Below are 16,553 nucleotides of genomic sequence, written 5' to 3'. Positions count from 1 at the left end.
CAGGCTCGAGTCCTGGGCAGGAGCCACAGAACATGGCTGGTCGTGCGCACGGCGCTAATCTGCGGAGCTGCGCAACGGTGATGGTGGAGGGATGGTCTCGGCTACCGGTTGCCCCGGGGCGGGTCGGTGAGTGCATCCAAGCCTTCATCGGCGCCCTCGCGTAGGTGCGAGCCGGACAGATCGGTGAAGACCAGGGCGTCGACCCGGCAGGCACAGCCGTCTGCCTGGAGGCGGGCGGCGGCCTCGGTGACGGCCCGCTCGTCGCCCTGGTGCAGCGCGGACCGCACTATGGTGCTGATCCGGTCCGCCGTCGGCGGTTCGATCAGCTCGGCCCGCATGTGCCGCAGCAGCTCGATGCGGGCCTGCTCGTCGCGGCGCTTGTTGTGCCAGATCAAGGCCGACACACCGACCTGCTGCGCGACGTGCTCGACGGCGTCCGCGGGCAGCTCGACCCGCATCCTGGGGAACCGGCCCCGCCAGGTGACGAACTTCAGCGGTACCGCGAAGCCCAGCCGGGTCGCCCCGGACTTGTTCCGCAGCCAGCCCACCTCATCGCCGACCAGCGTGAAGTGCTCGACCACCCCGTCCAGCCCCAGATCCCGCCCCACCCCGGCGCCCGCCCATTCTTCTGCCGTACGCCAGCCGGGACAGCACGCCCGGCGTTCACTCATTCAGCCCAACAAGTGAACCGCCCAGCGGCAACGGGGACCCAGGGTGTTGCACAGGGGCGAAGCGCTCAACCATCGGCCATTCGAGTGACCGTGGCGATACCATTCGCGTGCGAGACGAACGCAAGACTTGCGCATCGCCTTGCAGTCCCCCAAGGAGGTGCCGACGATGGTCTTGCCACGCGTCCCGCTCGTCATCATCATCGTCAGCGGCATCACGGGAGGCGGCGGCGTGGTGGCGGGCGCCGTCGGTAGCGTGCAGCTCAAGCGTGCTCGAACGCAGATCCGACATCACACGACACGCTACGAGAATCGCCACACCACTCACCTCGCGAAGGTCGACCGAGCGAACGCAGCGCTGCAATCGCTCGGTCGAACGCAGGAACGAGCACAGCGCGACGTCATCTTCCGGATGCGGGACTTCCTCGAGCGCCATGCCAAGCAGGTTCGCGCGCATGAGCACCTCATCCTCGACGGAGTCGAGGACACAAACACCACCCAAGTCGTAGGGATGGCGAAGCTCGATCCGGATGTCGCGGGTTGGGTCCGAGGCGTCGTCGGCTCAGCCTTGGTCGGCGGCGCAGCTCCGGCGGTCCTCCGCAAGGCCGTAACCCAACTGGCAAAGGCCAGCACTGGGACGCCGATCGCGAACCTCCGCGGAGCAGCGGCAGAGCGTGCAACGCGTGCATTCCTCGGCGGCGGAAGCCTCGCTTCTGGCGGTGGTGGGATGACGCTCGGAGCAACGGTCCTCAAAGTCTCAGCCGCTGGCCCCAGCGTCCTCATCGCAGGCCTCACGATGAAGAATCGAGGAACCAAGGCACGAACTGAGGCTGACAACCGCCGGACAGCAGTCGACGTCGCCATCGCGCAACTCGACGTTCGCGACCAACGCCTCCGTGGAGTGAGGAAGCGAGCACATGAACTGGACGACATCCTCATTCGGCTGGTTTCACAGGCAACGAATGCCCTCGATCTGCTCGAATCCGAACCCTTCGACATCGACGCTCACGGCAAGCGTCTCCAAGAGGCTCTGGTCCTGGTCACGTCGGTGCGGAATGTAGCCACAGCACCCGTCGCCGACGAAGACGACAACCTCGACACGAACACCGAGCAACTCATCTTCAACTACCGCGACGCGCGCAAGGAGACGGCGGATGCCTGATCAGAAGGGCTTGCCCAAGGGCACCCCCCTGCCTGCGAAGGCAACCGAGCTAGTGGTCGGGGCGGCAGGAAGGCTCAGCGCGGCAGACGCGCTCAACGCACTCAACCAACTCGTCAGCGCTGCGCGCGAATCGATCCAGATCCGCGAAACGGAGAGCACGAAGCGCGAAAAGCTCAGGACGTACCGGGAGATCGAGGTCGCGCGAATCAAGGCGTCCGAGAAGACTCTGCGGGACTACTTCGACCGCGTCTTCGAAGAGCGGCGCGAGACGCACAAGCGACTATTTGACGGCCTTGACCGGGCACTTGAATCTGGCGACGTCGCAGCGATGCAGACCGTCGTCGGGGGAATCGTCGAAGTGGCACGCACATCGCCTCTCGCCATGATCGGCAACCTCGGCGAACTGAGGAGCGCCATGGACGACCCCAACACCGTGTTCGAGTTCTAGCGCGATGTGCCCCACTGCGCTACAACGGCCTCGTGCTTCGGCGTACGTCCACGGACGTTGAGGGACTGTTCGCGCAGCTCGACCCCGGTAAGACCGCAGGTCGTGAGGGTGCCCGGGTTGCTTCGGGACGAAAAGGTCAGCCCGGCTGGGTCGCCCAGGGCCGACGCGATGGCCTCGTCACCTGGCAATCGAGCTTGCCTCGTCCATGTCTGGCGAGGGACCCCCACAGCAGCCGATGTGCGCAACCCACGCAGCAAGATCGGCCGCTCCCTCCTCGTGGGCAGCGTTAAAGCGATGGCACCCGTCGAGAAGAAAGTAGTTGCCCCGGTCAGGGGTTAGCCCGTGAACGAGTACCACTGGCGGCACAGGAGCGTTGCTACGGAGTGCCAGACGCAGGCTCTTCACCCGCTGCGGTCGGTCTTCGCCGTCAAGGTCGTCCATGATCTGGAAACGGTCGATCTCGCCTACCGCCACCGTCTCAGTCTTCCAGCATGCGAGATCTTCCGTACTGCTATACAGCACGGCCAAGTTGTCCAGGACGGCGTCATAGTCCTTGCACGGCTCGGCCCTGTGCAGGTCGGCCAGGGGAACCATCATCGTCATACCGCGAGGCTACTCGGGCCGCAGTGCGTGGACTCTCAACTGCCCGATGTAGCGCTTGCGCCGTCTCCAGTAGGGCAGCAGCCAGCTTCCGGCGGTTGCATCCGTACGTCTTGAGCGCGTGGCAGTGGGGAACGGAAACGGCTGGCGCTTTCCCGTGGGAGGGTCACTGTCGAGGCGACGTACGACTCGGCATAGCGGGTGAGCCACAGGTTGCAGCGGCCTCACGATGTCTACCCTTCGTGCCGTCGCACATCTTCAGCAGCAACACCCACGCAGCCTGGCCGTGCCGACGGCCTGGCCCTCGCCGTCACCCTGCCCCTCACCCGGGCGAGGGTTAGATAGCATTCGACGCTCACCCGTGATCGTTCCGGGGAAGGGGGAGAGTGCCGTGTCGGTGTCTCGGTGGTCTGCGAAGAAGACGGAGAACGCCTGGGTTCAGGCGATGGGGTTTCTGGAGCGTGGGCAGGAGGACGCGGCACGGCAGTGGTTCGAGGAGGCGCTGCGCCACGATCCGCTGGCTGCCGATGCCTGGCTCGGCCTCCACGCGACCGGGTCGCGCCAGGTAGAGGCTGTCGCGGCCATGAATCGTCCGAACGCCTCCTTCGGGGCGTTGCGCGCGAAGTTCTCCCGGCCCCTGAAGTCACGCTTTCAGCTGGGCTACTACGTCAATTTCCGGCTGGAGTCCGCACGAGACCTTTGGCTGGCCACCGTGTCCGCGCTGCTGGAGGAGCGGAAGCTCGACGAGGCATGGAAGCGACTGTCGGTAGCCGTTCTGGACTGCGACGAGACACGGTTCGTCTGTGCGCGTTACGCGCTCCTCAAGAACGACTGGCCGCTGGTGCTCACCTTCGCCCGTGGCATCCAGGATCCCTTCCTGCGCGACGAGTCACAGCTGTTCGTAGGCATGGCGCTGGTCGAACAGCAGGTCTTCCACGAGGCCTTGAACGTCCTCGCCCAGCTGCCGGGCAGGCTGGAGCGGGGCGGAAGGTTCGAGGCCGAGGTCGCCTACCAGCGCGGCCTCGCCTGCGAGGGGCTCGGCCAGACAGACGAGGCGCAGCGGCACTTCCAGTACGCCTTCCGGCTCTTCCCCAACCTATTGGACGTGGCCGAGCGGGTCCGTGCCCGCCCTCAGTCCGTCCCGGCCACCGGCTCCCCGCCGGCCGCGCCCGCCCCTGGCGCGCTGGACACGACGCCCCCGGCCACCGCACTGTCCCGGGCGCCGGCCGCGCAGGACGGCGCTCCGACCGACGAACAGCGGGACCAATTGCTGACCCGGGCTCTGGCCACACTCGACGCCATGACCGGGCTCGAACCCGTCAAACGCCAGATCCGAACCCTTGTCGCCCAGCTGCGCATGGCCGCACTGCGCGAGGAGCAAGGCCTGCCCTCCGCCGTCCGTCCGCATCACTTCGTCTTCGCCGGGCCGCCCGGCACCGGTAAGACCACGGTCGCCCGCGTCGTCGGCGAGCTCTTCGCTGGGCTTGGCATCCTGCGCCGCGGTCATGTGGTCGAGGCCCACCGCGTGGACCTGGTAGGGCGGCACCTCGGTGAGACCGCGATCAAGACGTCCTCCGTCATCGACACGGCGCTCGACGGCGTGCTGTTCATCGACGAGGCGTACGCCCTGTCCAACGGCGGCTACTCCGGCGGCGACGCTTTCGGCGACGAAGCCCTTCAGGTCCTGCTCAAGCGCGCCGAGGACGACCGCGACCGGCTGGTCGTGATCCTGGTCGGCTACCAGGACGAGATCGCGCGGCTCCTGGCCGCCAACACCGGGCTCGCCTCACGCTTCACCACCCGCGTTGAATTCCCCTCCTACCCGCCTGCAGAACTACTCCAGATCGCCCGGTCGTTGATCGCAGCAGCTGGCGACGTCCTCTCGCTCGACGCCGAGACCGCCCTGGAAGCTTGCTTCGTCCTCGCCTGCGACCAGGGCCGGATCAACGAACTCGGCAACGGACGCTTCGCCCGCGAAATCTGCCTCAAGGCCGCCGCGTTGCGCGACCTGCGCCTCACCGACGCCCCCACCGAACAGCCACTGACCCGTGAGGAGCTCACCACACTCCTCCTCGACGACGTGACCACCGCCTATCGCGAACTCACCAGCCCCTGAACGGGCCAGGCACCGCGCCTGGCCGAGAATCCGCCATACGTCGGCGATTCAGTTCAGCTCCTGGTGGATCCCTCAGCCGTGTCGAGTGTTGGCTTCAACGAATGCCTCAATGGCTTTGCGGCTGATCATCTTCCGTGAGCCCAGGGGAAGGTGCCCGATCTCGCCGGTTTTTACCAGCTCGTACATCACCGATGTGGACACACCCAGGTAGGCGGCGGCGTCCTTGACGGACAGCACGAGAGAGCCGCCTTCTCCGAGAGGGCCCGGGGCCTTGAGCAGAGCCTCCTCCGTCTCGCGGACGTCCATCTCGGAGTCGATGGTGCGCCACTCGCCCATGTATCCGTACGGTCGGTCGAGCTCAGCCTGGATCTTCTTCGCGGCGGCGTCCCGGTCGGCGGCGCGCACGAAGCGTTCGGTCACCTGGACCCGGGTGGCAATGACGCGGTAACGCATGGGAGGGTTCCTTCCCGTATCCGTCGAAATTTCCAGGGCTTGGGCGACCACGGGGCCTGGCGCCGAGCCGGTGCCCAGACGCCCCGCGGCCTCTTCGGCGGCGGCTTCGGCTTCGAGAGCTTTAGCTCTGGCCAATGCGCGCTCGGCCGATGGCCGCCCGTGCCGGTCCCGAAGCCTTTCCGGGGCGGTGGGCGGCACCGCATCCGGATGGCGCCGACATTCCAGGTAGTAGGTTCCGGCACCGGTGATGGTCGCGCGCCAAACGCCACCCTTCTTGGAGACGGTCACGAGGTGGCGGTCCTGCAGTGCGACAGCGACCCTCTTGTACGTGAACCCCGGCATGACTCCTTCGGGGCATCCGTCGGCGATCCAGCGCAGAACGTCGAGCTGGAGAGCGTTGAGAGGCTGGCGGCGATCGACCATGGTGAACGTTCTACCGGACGGCTCATCCCGCAGCCGATCAGGGCGTAGGAGAAGTTGGTGCTAACCAAGGGCGGTCTGTCTTAGCAAGTGGACATCCTGGGCGCCGGTGGCGAAGGCGACGTCGTCGCATGCCTTCGCGCCTCCATCCAATCTTCACGCGGCCGTCGGCTTCCTCCTGCCCGCCGTGGGCGCGGGTTTGTCACGCATGGTGGCGCGTCGGTCAGAGCGGTGCAGCAGACCAGCCGTAGCTGTGGATCTTGCACAGGAGGTCTTCCACTCTGAACTTCTCATGAGCCACTCGCGCATCGCCATAGACTGATCCATGAGGTGCTGGGCCTCGGATCGGATCGGTCTTCTCCCGGGAGGAGACACTTGCCGCAGGTCCCAGAGTCGGGGACGAGCGGGTGGGGGACAAGAGGGTGTCGTTGAATCCGTTGGATGTGCAGGTGGACCCCTTCGTGCTCGGTCCGTTCGAGCTGCTCGCCGTGCTGGGGACGGGCGGCATGGGTAAGGTCTACCTCGCACGGCTCCTGCCGCTCGAGGGGCTCACCCCGGAGATGGAAGCCGCGTACTTCCTGACCGAACGCGGTGAGGCGGGGGAGGACGGACTCGCTGTCGTCAAGGTCATCAAGCCCGAGTTCCTGGAGCAGGACGAGGGCGGGACCGAGGAGGAGAAGCAGGCTCGGTTCGCCCGGGAGATCAGCGCGGTGCAGGCGGTGGTCAGCGATCGTGTCCCAGCGCTGCTGGGTGCCGATCCGGAGGCGGGGCAGCCGTGGTTCGCCATTGACTACGTCCATGGTCCGGATCTCCACACGATGATCAAAAAGGGCGGCGGCACCTTCTCTGCCGGGCCCTTCGTCGCGCTTGGGCTGGCCCTGGTCGACGCCCTGCGCGCCATACACGGGGCGAACCTCCTGCACCGGGATCTGAAACCCGGCAACGTCGTCCTGGGACCGTCAGGCCCGGTGGTCCTCGACTTCGGCCTCGCCGTGCTTGCCGAGCGCCGCACCAGCCAGGCGTTGACGAAGACAGGCAGGGGCTTCGGCACGCCCAATTACATGCCCATGGAGCAGGCACAGGACGCCAAGCACGTCACGGCGGCGGCAGACGTCTACTCGCTGGGGGCCACACTCTTCTTCGCCGCCGCAGGCCGGCCGCCGTACGGCCATGGCCCAACGGCATCCTCGCCTTCGTGGAACGGCGTTGATCCGGCGTTCCTCCCGTTGCTCGCCAAGATCATCACCCAGAACGTCCAGCAGCGGCCGTCCCTGGACGGCGTCCGTGACGAGCTCCTCGAGATCCTTGCCATCAGCGGCCTGACCGAGGCTGAGGCCGAGGAGCAGCTTCGCGAGGCGGTTGCCGCCGCCGGGCTGGCCCCTGAACTTCCCCCAGAGGCGTCGAAGGGGTACGTCAACGAAGAGGTACGGGGCAGGGCGCAGGCCGCTGTGGACGCCGGTGAGTCCCCGGACAGCCCTTGGGCCGCCGGGGGCGATGAACTGTTCCAGCAGCTGCTCGGCCCTGCCCTTCCCGAGCCGCCCGCCGCCTACACCCCTACCGTCCCGGACCAGGCAGCCGAGCCGATCCCCGGGCCCGCTACGCCCCCGCCCGAGCCTGCCGCAGTGCCGAACCAGCCCGAGCCCGCCGCTCCGGAGCCCGAGCCGGCTACTCCGGAGCCCGCGCTACTGGAGCCCGCGCCACCGGCTGCCGCGCCACCGGCCGCCCTGCGCGCTGCCGAGGCCCTGCGAAAGACCTACGCCCGCAGCTCCCAGCTGTAGCACCTGACCTCCGGACCCCCCAGGCACCAGGGACCGGGATCCTGGGCGTGCCCGCCGTTCTACGATGGGCGACTCATCCAGCAGTAACGAGAGGACGTCCCCGCCATGCCGGACCTCGCAGCCAGTGCAGTCCCGCACGGCCTGGCCCCGGGCGCCCAGATCGAGGTGCGCGACGAGGAATGGCTCGTACGTAACTTCACACCCGTCCGCGACGGTGAATTCCTCATCGAGGCGACGGGCGCGTCCGACCTGGTCCGGGGGCAGGAGGCCCGGTTCCTGACCTCCCTCGACGAACCCAAGGTGCTCAGACCCGAGGACACCGAGCTGGCGCCCGACCCCTCCGAAGGGTTCCGGCAGGGGCGGCTCTTCCTGGAGGCGGTCATGCGCAAGACGCCTCTCCCACAGGCAGAGCGCGGACTCGCCCTCACCGACGGCTTCCTGCTGGACCGGATGGACTACCAGCTGCGCCCCGCCGAGAAGGCCCTGGCCAATCCACTGCGGCCCCGGCTGCTGATCGGCGACGTGGTGGGCCTCGGCAAGACTCTGGAGATCGGGATCCTGCTCGGTGAGCTGATCCGGCGCGGTCGCGGTGAGCGCATCCTCGTCGTCACCCCAGCCCCCGTACTGGAGCAGTTCCAGCACGAGATGTGGACGCGGTTCTCGCTTCCCCTGGTCCGGCTCGATAGTGTCGGCGTCTCCCGGATCGAGCGCAACATCCCGGCCGGCCGCAACCCCTTCACGTACTACAAGCGCGTGATCGTCTCGATGGACACGATCAAGAACCCCAAGCGCTACAAGGCGTGGCTGGAAGGCGTGCACTGGGACGCCGTCGTCATCGACGAGTCGCATAACCTCATCGGCGAGGGCAGCGACCGCCGCGCTCTCGCCAACCTGCTGGCCGACCGCAGCGACGCCCTGATCCTGGCCAGCGCCACTCCGCACAACGGCAAGATGCGCTCGTTCGCCGGACTGGTACGCCTGCTCGACCCGACGGCCATCAAGGACGTCAACAACCCGCGCGCGGAGGAGCTGGAGCATCTCTGCATCCGCCGTACCAAGACCAGCCGCGAGGTGGCGAAGGAGCTCAAGGACGCGTGGGCGCCGCGCGGGGGTTCCTACCCGCTGCGGCTCGCCGCGACGGACCTGGAGGAGCAGATCTTTGCGGAGTTCGCGTCGTTCTGGCTGCGCGGTCCGCAAGCCGCGCGTTCCGTGGCGGCTGATGACAGGCTGTTCCCCTACGTCCTGCTGAAGTCGTTCCTCTCTTCGCACCGCGCGCTCTATACGACCGTGCGCAAGCGTCTTGTCAAGCACGGCCACTCGCTGCCCAAGGACATCAACAAGATCACCGGTCTTCCCGCCCCCGAGGGAGCGTCGCCGGAGGCGGCGTCCCTGCTACGCCTCGCAGATCTGGCGTGCCGTATCGAGCAGGCCACCGGCGCACAGGGGCCGGGAGCGGCGTCCAAACTCGCCGGACTGGTCGAGGAGCTGAACCGGATTGGGGTCGGCGCGCGCAAGGACACCCGGGCCGTCGTCTTCTCCGAGCGCCGCGAAACCCTGGACTGGCTGGGCGCCGTGCTGCCACCGCTGCTCGGCTGGAAGAACCCGGACGCCGCCGAACACGCGGTGAAGGTGCTGCACAGCGACGTCTCGGACACCGCGCAGATGGATTACGTCGACGAGTTCGCCCGCAAGGGCGGCGACGTACGGCTCCTGCTCACCGGCGACGGCGCCTCGGAAGGCGTCAACCTGCACCGCCAGTGCAACCACCTCATCCACTGGGACCTGCCCTGGAGCCTGATCCGCGTCGAGCAGCGCAACGGCCGCATCGACCGGTACGGGCAGCATGAACCGCCCGAGTTCCGTGCCCTGATCCTTCAGTCCGGCACCGAGGGCGCGATGGACGACACCCATGTCGCGCAGCGCGTGCTGGAGCGGGAGGCGGTCGTTCACGGCCTCCTGGGGACCGTGGAGGCCGTCACCGCGAGCCATGACGCGGACCAGGAGGAGACCCGTCTGATGGAGGCGCTGCTCACCGGCAGCCGCCCCGAGGAGGCGGTACGCGGCCTGGAGGCCGTAGCCGTCAAGTCGTCGCCCGCGGAGCCGGGGGAACTACCCGTGGAACAGGCCCTGATGGGCGAGTTCGGCACCGGCGACGGAGGCCTTGACGTATTCGCCCTGCTGGCCGACCCCCCTGCCGCGGAACCGGCGGCGGCAGCCCCGGAGGCGGTGACCGAGGAGGACGGCCCGGCTCCGCCACGCATCGCCGAGGAGCTGCGCCTGTTCCCCAGCACCCACGCGTACGTGCTGGCAGCCCTCGACCAGCTCCATGACCTGGAGTCCTTCCGCCTCGACACCGTCATCGACGGGACCGACCTGAGCTTCGACACCCCCGACGACCTCAAGGCCCGGCTCTCCGTACTGCCTCCCGTCTACCGCCGTGACCAGGGCATCGACCGCCGACTGAACCTCACCTTCAGCCGCAAGGACGGTGCCGACTCGCTGCGCCGGGCGCGCGAGGACGCCGACTCCGGCTCGCTGTGGCCCGACGCGCATTACGTGGGCGAGCTGCACCCGGTGGTGGAGTGGATCACCGACAAGGCACTCGTCCAGCTCGGCCGCCGCAAAGCCCCGGTGATGCAGGTGGACCCGCAGCTCGTTCCGGATCCGGTCTTCCTCCTCCAGGGCCTCTGGTCCAACGCCGAGGGCCGGCCCACCGTCGTCGCCTGGCTGGCCGTCGACCGGCTGGCCACGGAAACCCCGCGCGTGCGGGAACTGACCCGCGAGCTGCTGGCAGACCTCGGCGTCGGACCGGACATGGACGACCACCTCCGGGGTGGTGACCCGACAGACCTCACGAAGCTGCTGCCCCCGGCGCTCGACGCGGCCCGCCGCGAGCTCCACAAGCTCCGCAAGGTCAGCGACCAGGAGGTCGACGCCCCGCTGACCGAGGTCGAGAAGTTCCTTGAGCGCTGGATCGACGAGCCCCTGCCCGGGGTGTGGGCCGGAGGCCGTGGCGAGCGTGACGAGACCGCCCGGCAGCTTGGCGAACGGGCGGCCCGGCTGAAGACGGTCGGCGAGCCCATGGTGCGGGTTCTGGCCGTGCTGGAGCCAGGCACGTGACCGACGCCAGGGGCAGTGTCGGCAGCAGCAGCGAAGCGCGGGACCAGGAGCAGGAGACAGTGGCGTGACGTTCGACTCCCTGACCAACGAGGGCGAGTACTTCCCCGCCTTCTACCTTGACGAGATCCTGCCCAAGCAGCTCCGGGCCGGTGTCCTCAAGGAATGGACCGCCGCCGAACGACAGGGCCTGCCCACGCCCCGCCAGGGCCTGCGCGATCTCTCCGGCCCCTACCTGACCGCCCGCGCCGCCCTCCGCGACGACGCCCCGCGTTTCAATGTCGCCTCCGACCTCTACGCCGTCACCGCCCTCGAAACCGCCGCCCAAGCCCTCAAGGCCGCCGGCAAGGACGGCGAACGGCCGACGCTCCAGCAGCCCGTCCCCGGCCCCGGCATCTGGGCCCAGGACGGCGCCGGCCCCGAGGGCGAATGGCGCACCACGCTCCACACCTGGCACAACGCTCTGCTGGCCGCGCTCGGCTTCACCCCAAAGCCCGGCATCCGCACCGTCCGCACCCCCACCGGCCACCACGCCGTCCCCGTCGCCCACACCGAGGACCAGCTCGTCGTCCTCACCGGCGGCTTCGCCACCACCCTCGACTCCGCCCTCGGAGACAGCGGCGCCAACCAGCTCCCCGCCCCCGTCCGGGTCGCCTCCGGCAAGCGCCTCCGCACCGTCACCGACCTCGCCGCCTGGCTCCTCAACACCGAGAAGGGCCCGCGTTACGCCCTGCTCCTCTTCGGCGGCGTCATGCTCCTCGCCGACCGCGACGCCTTCACCCGCGGCCGCTACCTCGCCGTCAGCCTCGACATCGCCCTGCCCCGCAAGGGCGCCAAGGGCACCACGGCCGGCGAGATCGACCTCATCGCCGCCCTCTTCGGGGCCCCCTCCCTGCGGCCCCGAGCCGACGGCTCCGAGGACGAGATCGCCCAGTTCCTCGCCGAGTCCCGCGACCACTCGGTCGGCGTGACAGGCGAGCTGCGCAACGGCCTGAAGAAGTCCGTCCACCTCATCGCCAACGAAGTCCTCACCCGCGTCCGCGAGCAGCACGTACGCCACGAAGAGCTCGCCGCGTGGCTCCCCGATGCGCTGAAGGAGCCCGGCGACCTGCCCAAGCTCCTCACCAAGGAGTCCCTGCGCTACCTCTACCGCATCCTGTTCCTGCTCTACGCCGAAGCCCGGCAGGAGCTCGACATCCTCCCGATGAAGAGCGACGCGTACGTCGCCGGCTACAGCGTCACCCGTCTGCGCGAACTCGTCATCCCCGACAAGCTCACCGGCACGCACGCGCGTCAGGGCCACCACTTCCACGACTCCCTGGCGCTGCTCTTCGACAAGGTCTACGAAGGCCACCCGAAGGCCGAGACCGTCAGCGACCGCGATTCCGTGGGCCTGGCCGCCGATGCCGACACCCCGCTGACGTACGAGGACGAGCCCGCCCCCCTCGCAGCCGACGACGGTCACGAGTCCGTCCGCATCGAGGCCCTGCGCTCCCGCCTCTTCGACCCCAAGTCGATAAAGCTGGTTGGCCGGCTCGTCGACCCCCCGCCCGGCGTGGACAGCGCTCCCCTGGACCTGCGCCTGCGCAACCACGTCCTCCACCAGGTCCTGCGCCACCTCACCCTCACCGAGGGCAAGGGCCGCTACGGCCGGGGCGGCTTCATCTCGTACGCCCAGCTCGGCATCAACCAGCTCGGCGCGGTCTACGAAGGCCTGATGTCCTACACCGGCTTCATCGCCGACGAACCCAAGTACGAGGTCGCCAAGGGCGGCGACCCGGAGGGCGGCTCCTGGCTCATCACCAAGGGGCAGGTCGAGAGCGGCCGTTATCCGGGAGAGGGCGACCGCAACGTCTTCGTCAAGGACAAGGCCGACAAGGAGTCCGGCGAACTCGTCTCCCGCGTCCACCCCGTCGGCTCCTACGTCTACCGCCTCGCCGGCCGCGACCGCCAGACCAGCGCCTCCTACTACACCCCCGAGTCCCTGACCCGGGCCACGGTCGAGCAGGCCCTGCGCTTCCGGCTCCACCCGGACGGCGAGATCGACCCCAAGGAGCCGGAGAAGGCCGACGTCACGGCGGCCGACGTCCTGAGGTGGCGGGTCTGCGAACCCGCACTGGGCTCCGGCGCCTTCCTGAACGAGGCCATCAACCAGCTCGCCGAGCTGTATCTGAAACTCGCCCAGCGCGACACCGGCGAGGAGATCGACACCGAGCAGCACCGCCGCGAGGAGCAGAAGGTCCGGGCGTACATCGCCCTCCACAACGCGTACGGCGTCGACCTCAACGACACCGCGGTCGAGCTCGCGGAGATCTCCCTCTGGCTCAACACCATGTACAAGGGTATGAAGGCCCCCTGGTACGGGCTCCATCTCCATCCGGGCAACTCGCTGATCGGCGCCGCGCGGAAGACCTACCCCGGTAACTCGCTCCACCGGGGCGCGTGGCTGCGCGCCAAGGACCAGCGCGCCCCGGACGCCGTGCCGGTGGGGAAGCCCATTGCGGGGCAGGCCGTCCACCAGTTCCTGCTGCCCGCCCTGGGGTGGGGGTCCGTCGCGGACGAGGTCTCGGTGCGCAAGCCGAAGAAAGGCGCCCCGACCGACGAGCAGCCCCGGGCCGTGGTGGCAGGGGCCGAGGCGGACTGGCTCGACCCGGCATTGATCGACGCTATGAAGGCCTGGCGCTCGTCCATCCGCCGTGCGCCCAAGGGCGCCGGGAAGGGCAACAAGGCCGCGTCTGCCCCTGCGAAGGCCGCCGCCGCTGTCGTACGGCAGCCCCAGGTCAGCCAGCGCCTCGGCGATGACGAGGCCGACTTCGAGTCCGGCCAGGGCACCTTCGACCTCGGGCTCCCCGTCTGGGATCAGCCCCGCCTGTCCGCCAAGCCCAAGGCCGCGCGCGGCCTCACCGCGGTCAAGGCGGTTCAAAGCGCCGCCGACAAGCGTGAGGACGACGAACGGGAGGCCCAGGTCGGCCGGCTCATGGCTCTCGCCCAGCGCGTCGAGTACCTGTGGGGGCTCGTCATCAAGCGGCTCCGACTTTCGGAGCAGGAAATCGCCCGTGACGTCGGTGTCTGGGGCGCCGACAACGACACCCTCGCGGAGCGCCGCACGGCGGCGGGCGGCAAGGTCATGGACCGAGACGCGGTGCTGGCCGCGCTGCATGCGGACGGCACGCCTTACTGGCGGCTCAAGCAGGTCATGGACGCCTGGTGCGCACTGTGGTTCTGGCCGCTGGAGAAGGTCGGTCTGCTGGACGGGACCGATTCCCGTTACTTTGAGGCCGACGGGACCGACCGCACGAAGCTCAAGAAGGGCTACGACGAACGCCGCGTCACCGCACTGAAGAACCTTGACGACTGGATCGAGTTCGCGGAGGCTGTCGTCGGCCGCGCCGACGTGGACGAGGGCAAGGGGCAGGTGACGTTCTTCCCTGTCGAGAAGGTCACCCGCCTCGACCAGCTCGACGGGCTGGAGAACACCCTCGACGAGCAGATGATCGAGGCCAAGGCCTGGATGGAGTCGTGGGACCTGGGCAATCGCTTCCCCTGGTACGACACGGCCTTCGGTATCGCGGAGGAGCGCGGATTCTTCCACTGGGAGCTGGACTTCGCCCACGTATTCGAGGACGGCGGGTTCGACCTGATGGTGGGCAACCCGCCGTGGGTCAAGCAGGAGTGGAAGGAGAGCGGCGTCCTCGCGGAGTTCGAGCCCTGGTTCGAGCTTGCGGACAAGCCCACGAATGAGGAGTGGGCCGAGCGCAAGGCGGCCGTGCTCGCGCGGGGGAAGGCACGTTCCGCTTTCCTGGACGAGCTGGCTGGGTCTGCGGCGTTGTCGGGCTTCTTGTCATCGGTTGACAGCTATCCGGCGTTGGTGGGTACGCAGCCGGACCTGTACCGGGCGTTCATGCTGATGTCGTGGAGGGCGATCGGTGAGCGTGGCATCGCGGGGCTGCTTCACCCGTCCACGCACCTGACGGGGGCGAAGGAGGGGGCGCTGCGGCGAGCGGCGTACGGGCATTTGCGGCTGCATGCGGACTTCGTCAACGAGTTGTACCTGTTCGCAAAGCCAGTCGACCACAGCACGCATTTCAGCGTGAACGTCTACGGTGGCGTGAGGGACATCCGCTTCCAGCACCTCAGCTGGCTTGTCCACCCTCTCGTGCTCAGGCGTTCCGTCTGGCATGGCGGTATGGGCCCCCGCCCCGGTATCAAGCACGAAGGCAAGTGGGACCTTCGCCCGCACAAAAGCCGCGACATTACCGTGGACCGCCGTGTCCTCGCGGCGTGGCAGGAGTTGGCAGGCGAGGAGGAACCACCTCCTGTAGAGGAGACCAAACTGCTGTTCCCGGTGACGACCGCAGAGGAGTCCGCCATCGCGGCGCTCGCCTCGTGGCCACACCGGCTCGGGGCACTCGGTCCGCGCATCAGCCGTGGCTTCGACGAGAAGAACGACCGAACGGCGGGTTACTTCGCCTGGGACTCCGGCGCGGCGGACAGCTGGAACAACGTGATCCTGCAAGGGCCGTTCTTTGGTCTCGCCACGCCATTCGCCAAGCACCCGGTCGCAGGCGCGCGCGCCTCGACGCAGATGGAGTCTTGGGATCATCTCAATCTTGCCGAGGATCAGGTACCGCGCACCAACTATCGTCCCACAAACAAGCCATCGAACTATGCCGCCGAAGGCGGCCATTGGTTGGATCGCGACCGCTTCACCCAGCTCTGCCGCGACTCAGCGGCGCTAGCGACAGCCGAGGCGGAGGCGGCCAAGCAGCGATCAGATTTCGGGCCCGAAGCGCGGCGGTCCGAAGCAGAAGCCTTGCTCCGGGAAGCGGCTAGCCGTCCTTACTCGGAATTGTTCCGCATCGCTTGGCGCGAGATGATCGCGTCGAACACGGAACGAAGTCTGTTCGCGAGCATCATCCCCCCAGGTACGGCCCACATCCATGCCGTGCGCAGTGCGGCGCTAGACAGTCCCGCCCTCAGTGTCCTGGTCGCAGGGTTCTTCGCTTCACTGCCGCTTGACTACACGTTGCGCATCACGGGTCGTGGCCACCTTGACATCTCGGATGCGAAGACCATGCCCGCCCCCACTCAGGGGCACCCCCTAGCCGACGCCCTCCTTCTGCGCACCCTCCGCCTGAACTGTCAGACCAATGCCTACGCGCCCCTCTGGGCCGAGCTGTACGACTCCGCATGGCTCACGGACACCTGGGCCGGCCCCTGGCTCGGCCTGCCGCCGCTCGCGGAGAAGCTGGGCCCCACCTGGACGTGGGACACGCCCCTGCGAGCCGAACGCTCCCGTAGGGCGGCGCTCGTCGAACTGGACGCGCTCGTGGCTGTCTGGCTCGGGATCGGCGCGGACGAGCTGATTGCCATGTACCGGTCGCGCTTCCCCGTGCTCCAGCAGTACGAGGAGAACATGTGGTTCGACGCGACAGGCCGCCGGATCACCAAGGCCCACCAGGTGCACGGCTATGGCCAGCCCAAGGAAGCATGGGCGCAGCTCAGCGCGCATGAGGTCTTCCCAGCGGAGGCGAACATCCCCGACGGCTACACGGGTCCGATGCGCCGCGCCGACCGGGAGACGGAAATGCGCGCTGCGCACGCCGAGTTCACCCGGCGCCTACGCGCGGCGGGTTGGGAACCCGGGCAGTCGGAGCCACCGCAGGGAGAGGCGTAGGGCAAAGGGAGCCTGCCTCCCCTGTCACGCATCGGCGTCGGTGACAGGGGAGGAGCTGGTCCGGCAGGGTGGACCATTCGCGGCCTCCGCCGATGGGGCGGAGGAAGGCGAGGA

General features: G+C 68.3%; 9 protein-coding genes. 6 read left to right on the top strand and 3 right to left on the bottom strand.

The genetic code is table 11. The features are described 5' to 3' along the window. Window positions 1-101: 101 nt before the first annotated feature. Complete coding sequence (locus tag RWE79_RS26980) at window positions 102-671, bottom strand: DUF4158 domain-containing protein (RefSeq protein WP_475942657.1); 570 nt, start codon at window positions 669-671, stop codon at window positions 102-104. Between the two features lie 166 nt (window positions 672-837). Between RWE79_RS26980 and RWE79_RS26975 the strand changes: the two genes are divergently transcribed. Both RWE79_RS26975 and RWE79_RS26970 read left to right on the top strand, forming a co-directional pair. Continuing rightward, window positions 838-1,830 (top strand): hypothetical protein, encoded by a 993-nt coding sequence (locus RWE79_RS26975; protein ID WP_475942656.1) that lies wholly within the window; start codon window positions 838-840, stop codon window positions 1,828-1,830. Next, the gene (locus RWE79_RS26970; protein WP_475942655.1) at window positions 1,823-2,278 is read left to right on the top strand and encodes a hypothetical protein; all 456 of its coding nucleotides are present in this window, start codon (window positions 1,823-1,825) and stop codon (window positions 2,276-2,278) included. Before RWE79_RS26975 ends, RWE79_RS26970 begins: the two co-directional genes overlap by 8 nt. A 177-nt stretch (window positions 2,279-2,455) precedes the next feature. Here the strand turns inward: RWE79_RS26970 and RWE79_RS26965 are convergent, their stop codons facing one another. Beyond that, window positions 2,456-2,881, bottom strand: a complete 426-nt coding sequence (locus RWE79_RS26965; RefSeq protein ID WP_475942654.1) for a ParB/RepB/Spo0J family partition protein — start codon at window positions 2,879-2,881, stop codon at window positions 2,456-2,458. A 388-nt stretch (window positions 2,882-3,269) separates the two neighbouring features. Between RWE79_RS26965 and RWE79_RS26960 the strand changes: the two genes are divergently transcribed. Then, window positions 3,270-4,994 (top strand): AAA family ATPase, encoded by a 1,725-nt coding sequence (locus RWE79_RS26960; protein WP_475942653.1) that lies wholly within the window; start codon window positions 3,270-3,272, stop codon window positions 4,992-4,994. Between the two features lie 72 nt (window positions 4,995-5,066). On the opposite strand, the gene RWE79_RS26955 is transcribed toward RWE79_RS26960, so the two are convergent. Continuing rightward, complete coding sequence (locus RWE79_RS26955; RefSeq protein WP_475942652.1) at window positions 5,067-5,870, bottom strand: helix-turn-helix domain-containing protein; 804 nt, start codon at window positions 5,868-5,870, stop codon at window positions 5,067-5,069. A gap of 440 nt (window positions 5,871-6,310) precedes the next feature. Here RWE79_RS26955 and RWE79_RS26950 point away from each other — a divergent pair, with 440 nt between their 5' ends. The 3 genes from RWE79_RS26950 to RWE79_RS26940 all read left to right on the top strand — a co-directional run bounded on the left by RWE79_RS26950 (window position 6,311) and on the right by RWE79_RS26940 (window position 16,439). Beyond that, window positions 6,311-7,645, top strand: a complete 1,335-nt coding sequence (locus RWE79_RS26950; protein ID WP_475946125.1) for a serine/threonine-protein kinase — start codon at window positions 6,311-6,313, stop codon at window positions 7,643-7,645. Window positions 7,646-7,750: 105 nt separating this feature from the next. Next, window positions 7,751-10,765 (top strand): helicase-related protein, encoded by a 3,015-nt coding sequence (locus RWE79_RS26945; RefSeq protein ID WP_475942651.1) that lies wholly within the window; start codon window positions 7,751-7,753, stop codon window positions 10,763-10,765. Between the two features lie 64 nt (window positions 10,766-10,829). Next, the gene (locus RWE79_RS26940) at window positions 10,830-16,439 is read left to right on the top strand and encodes an Eco57I restriction-modification methylase domain-containing protein (RefSeq protein WP_475942650.1); all 5,610 of its coding nucleotides are present in this window, start codon (window positions 10,830-10,832) and stop codon (window positions 16,437-16,439) included. Window positions 16,440-16,553 lie beyond the last annotated feature (114 nt).

It is taken from the genome of Streptomyces sp. RLA131 (assembly GCF_056270125.1).
This window is presented reverse-complemented; position numbering and strand designations above follow the sequence as displayed.

What these genes read in the sequence shown, in the direction of transcription:
- RWE79_RS26980 (WP_475942657.1), bottom strand. Translation starts at nt 671, where the DNA reads ATGAGTGAACGCCGGGCGTGCTGTCCCGGCTGGCGTACGGCAGAAGAA.
- RWE79_RS26975 (WP_475942656.1), top strand. Translation starts at nt 838, where the DNA reads ATGGTCTTGCCACGCGTCCCGCTCGTCATCATCATCGTCAGCGGCATC.
- RWE79_RS26970 (WP_475942655.1), top strand. Translation starts at nt 1,823, where the DNA reads ATGCCTGATCAGAAGGGCTTGCCCAAGGGCACCCCCCTGCCTGCGAAG.
- RWE79_RS26965 (WP_475942654.1), bottom strand. Translation starts at nt 2,881, where the DNA reads ATGACGATGATGGTTCCCCTGGCCGACCTGCACAGGGCCGAGCCGTGC.
- RWE79_RS26955 (WP_475942652.1), bottom strand. Translation starts at nt 5,870, where the DNA reads ATGGTCGATCGCCGCCAGCCTCTCAACGCTCTCCAGCTCGACGTTCTG.
- RWE79_RS26945 (WP_475942651.1), top strand. Translation starts at nt 7,751, where the DNA reads ATGCCGGACCTCGCAGCCAGTGCAGTCCCGCACGGCCTGGCCCCGGGC.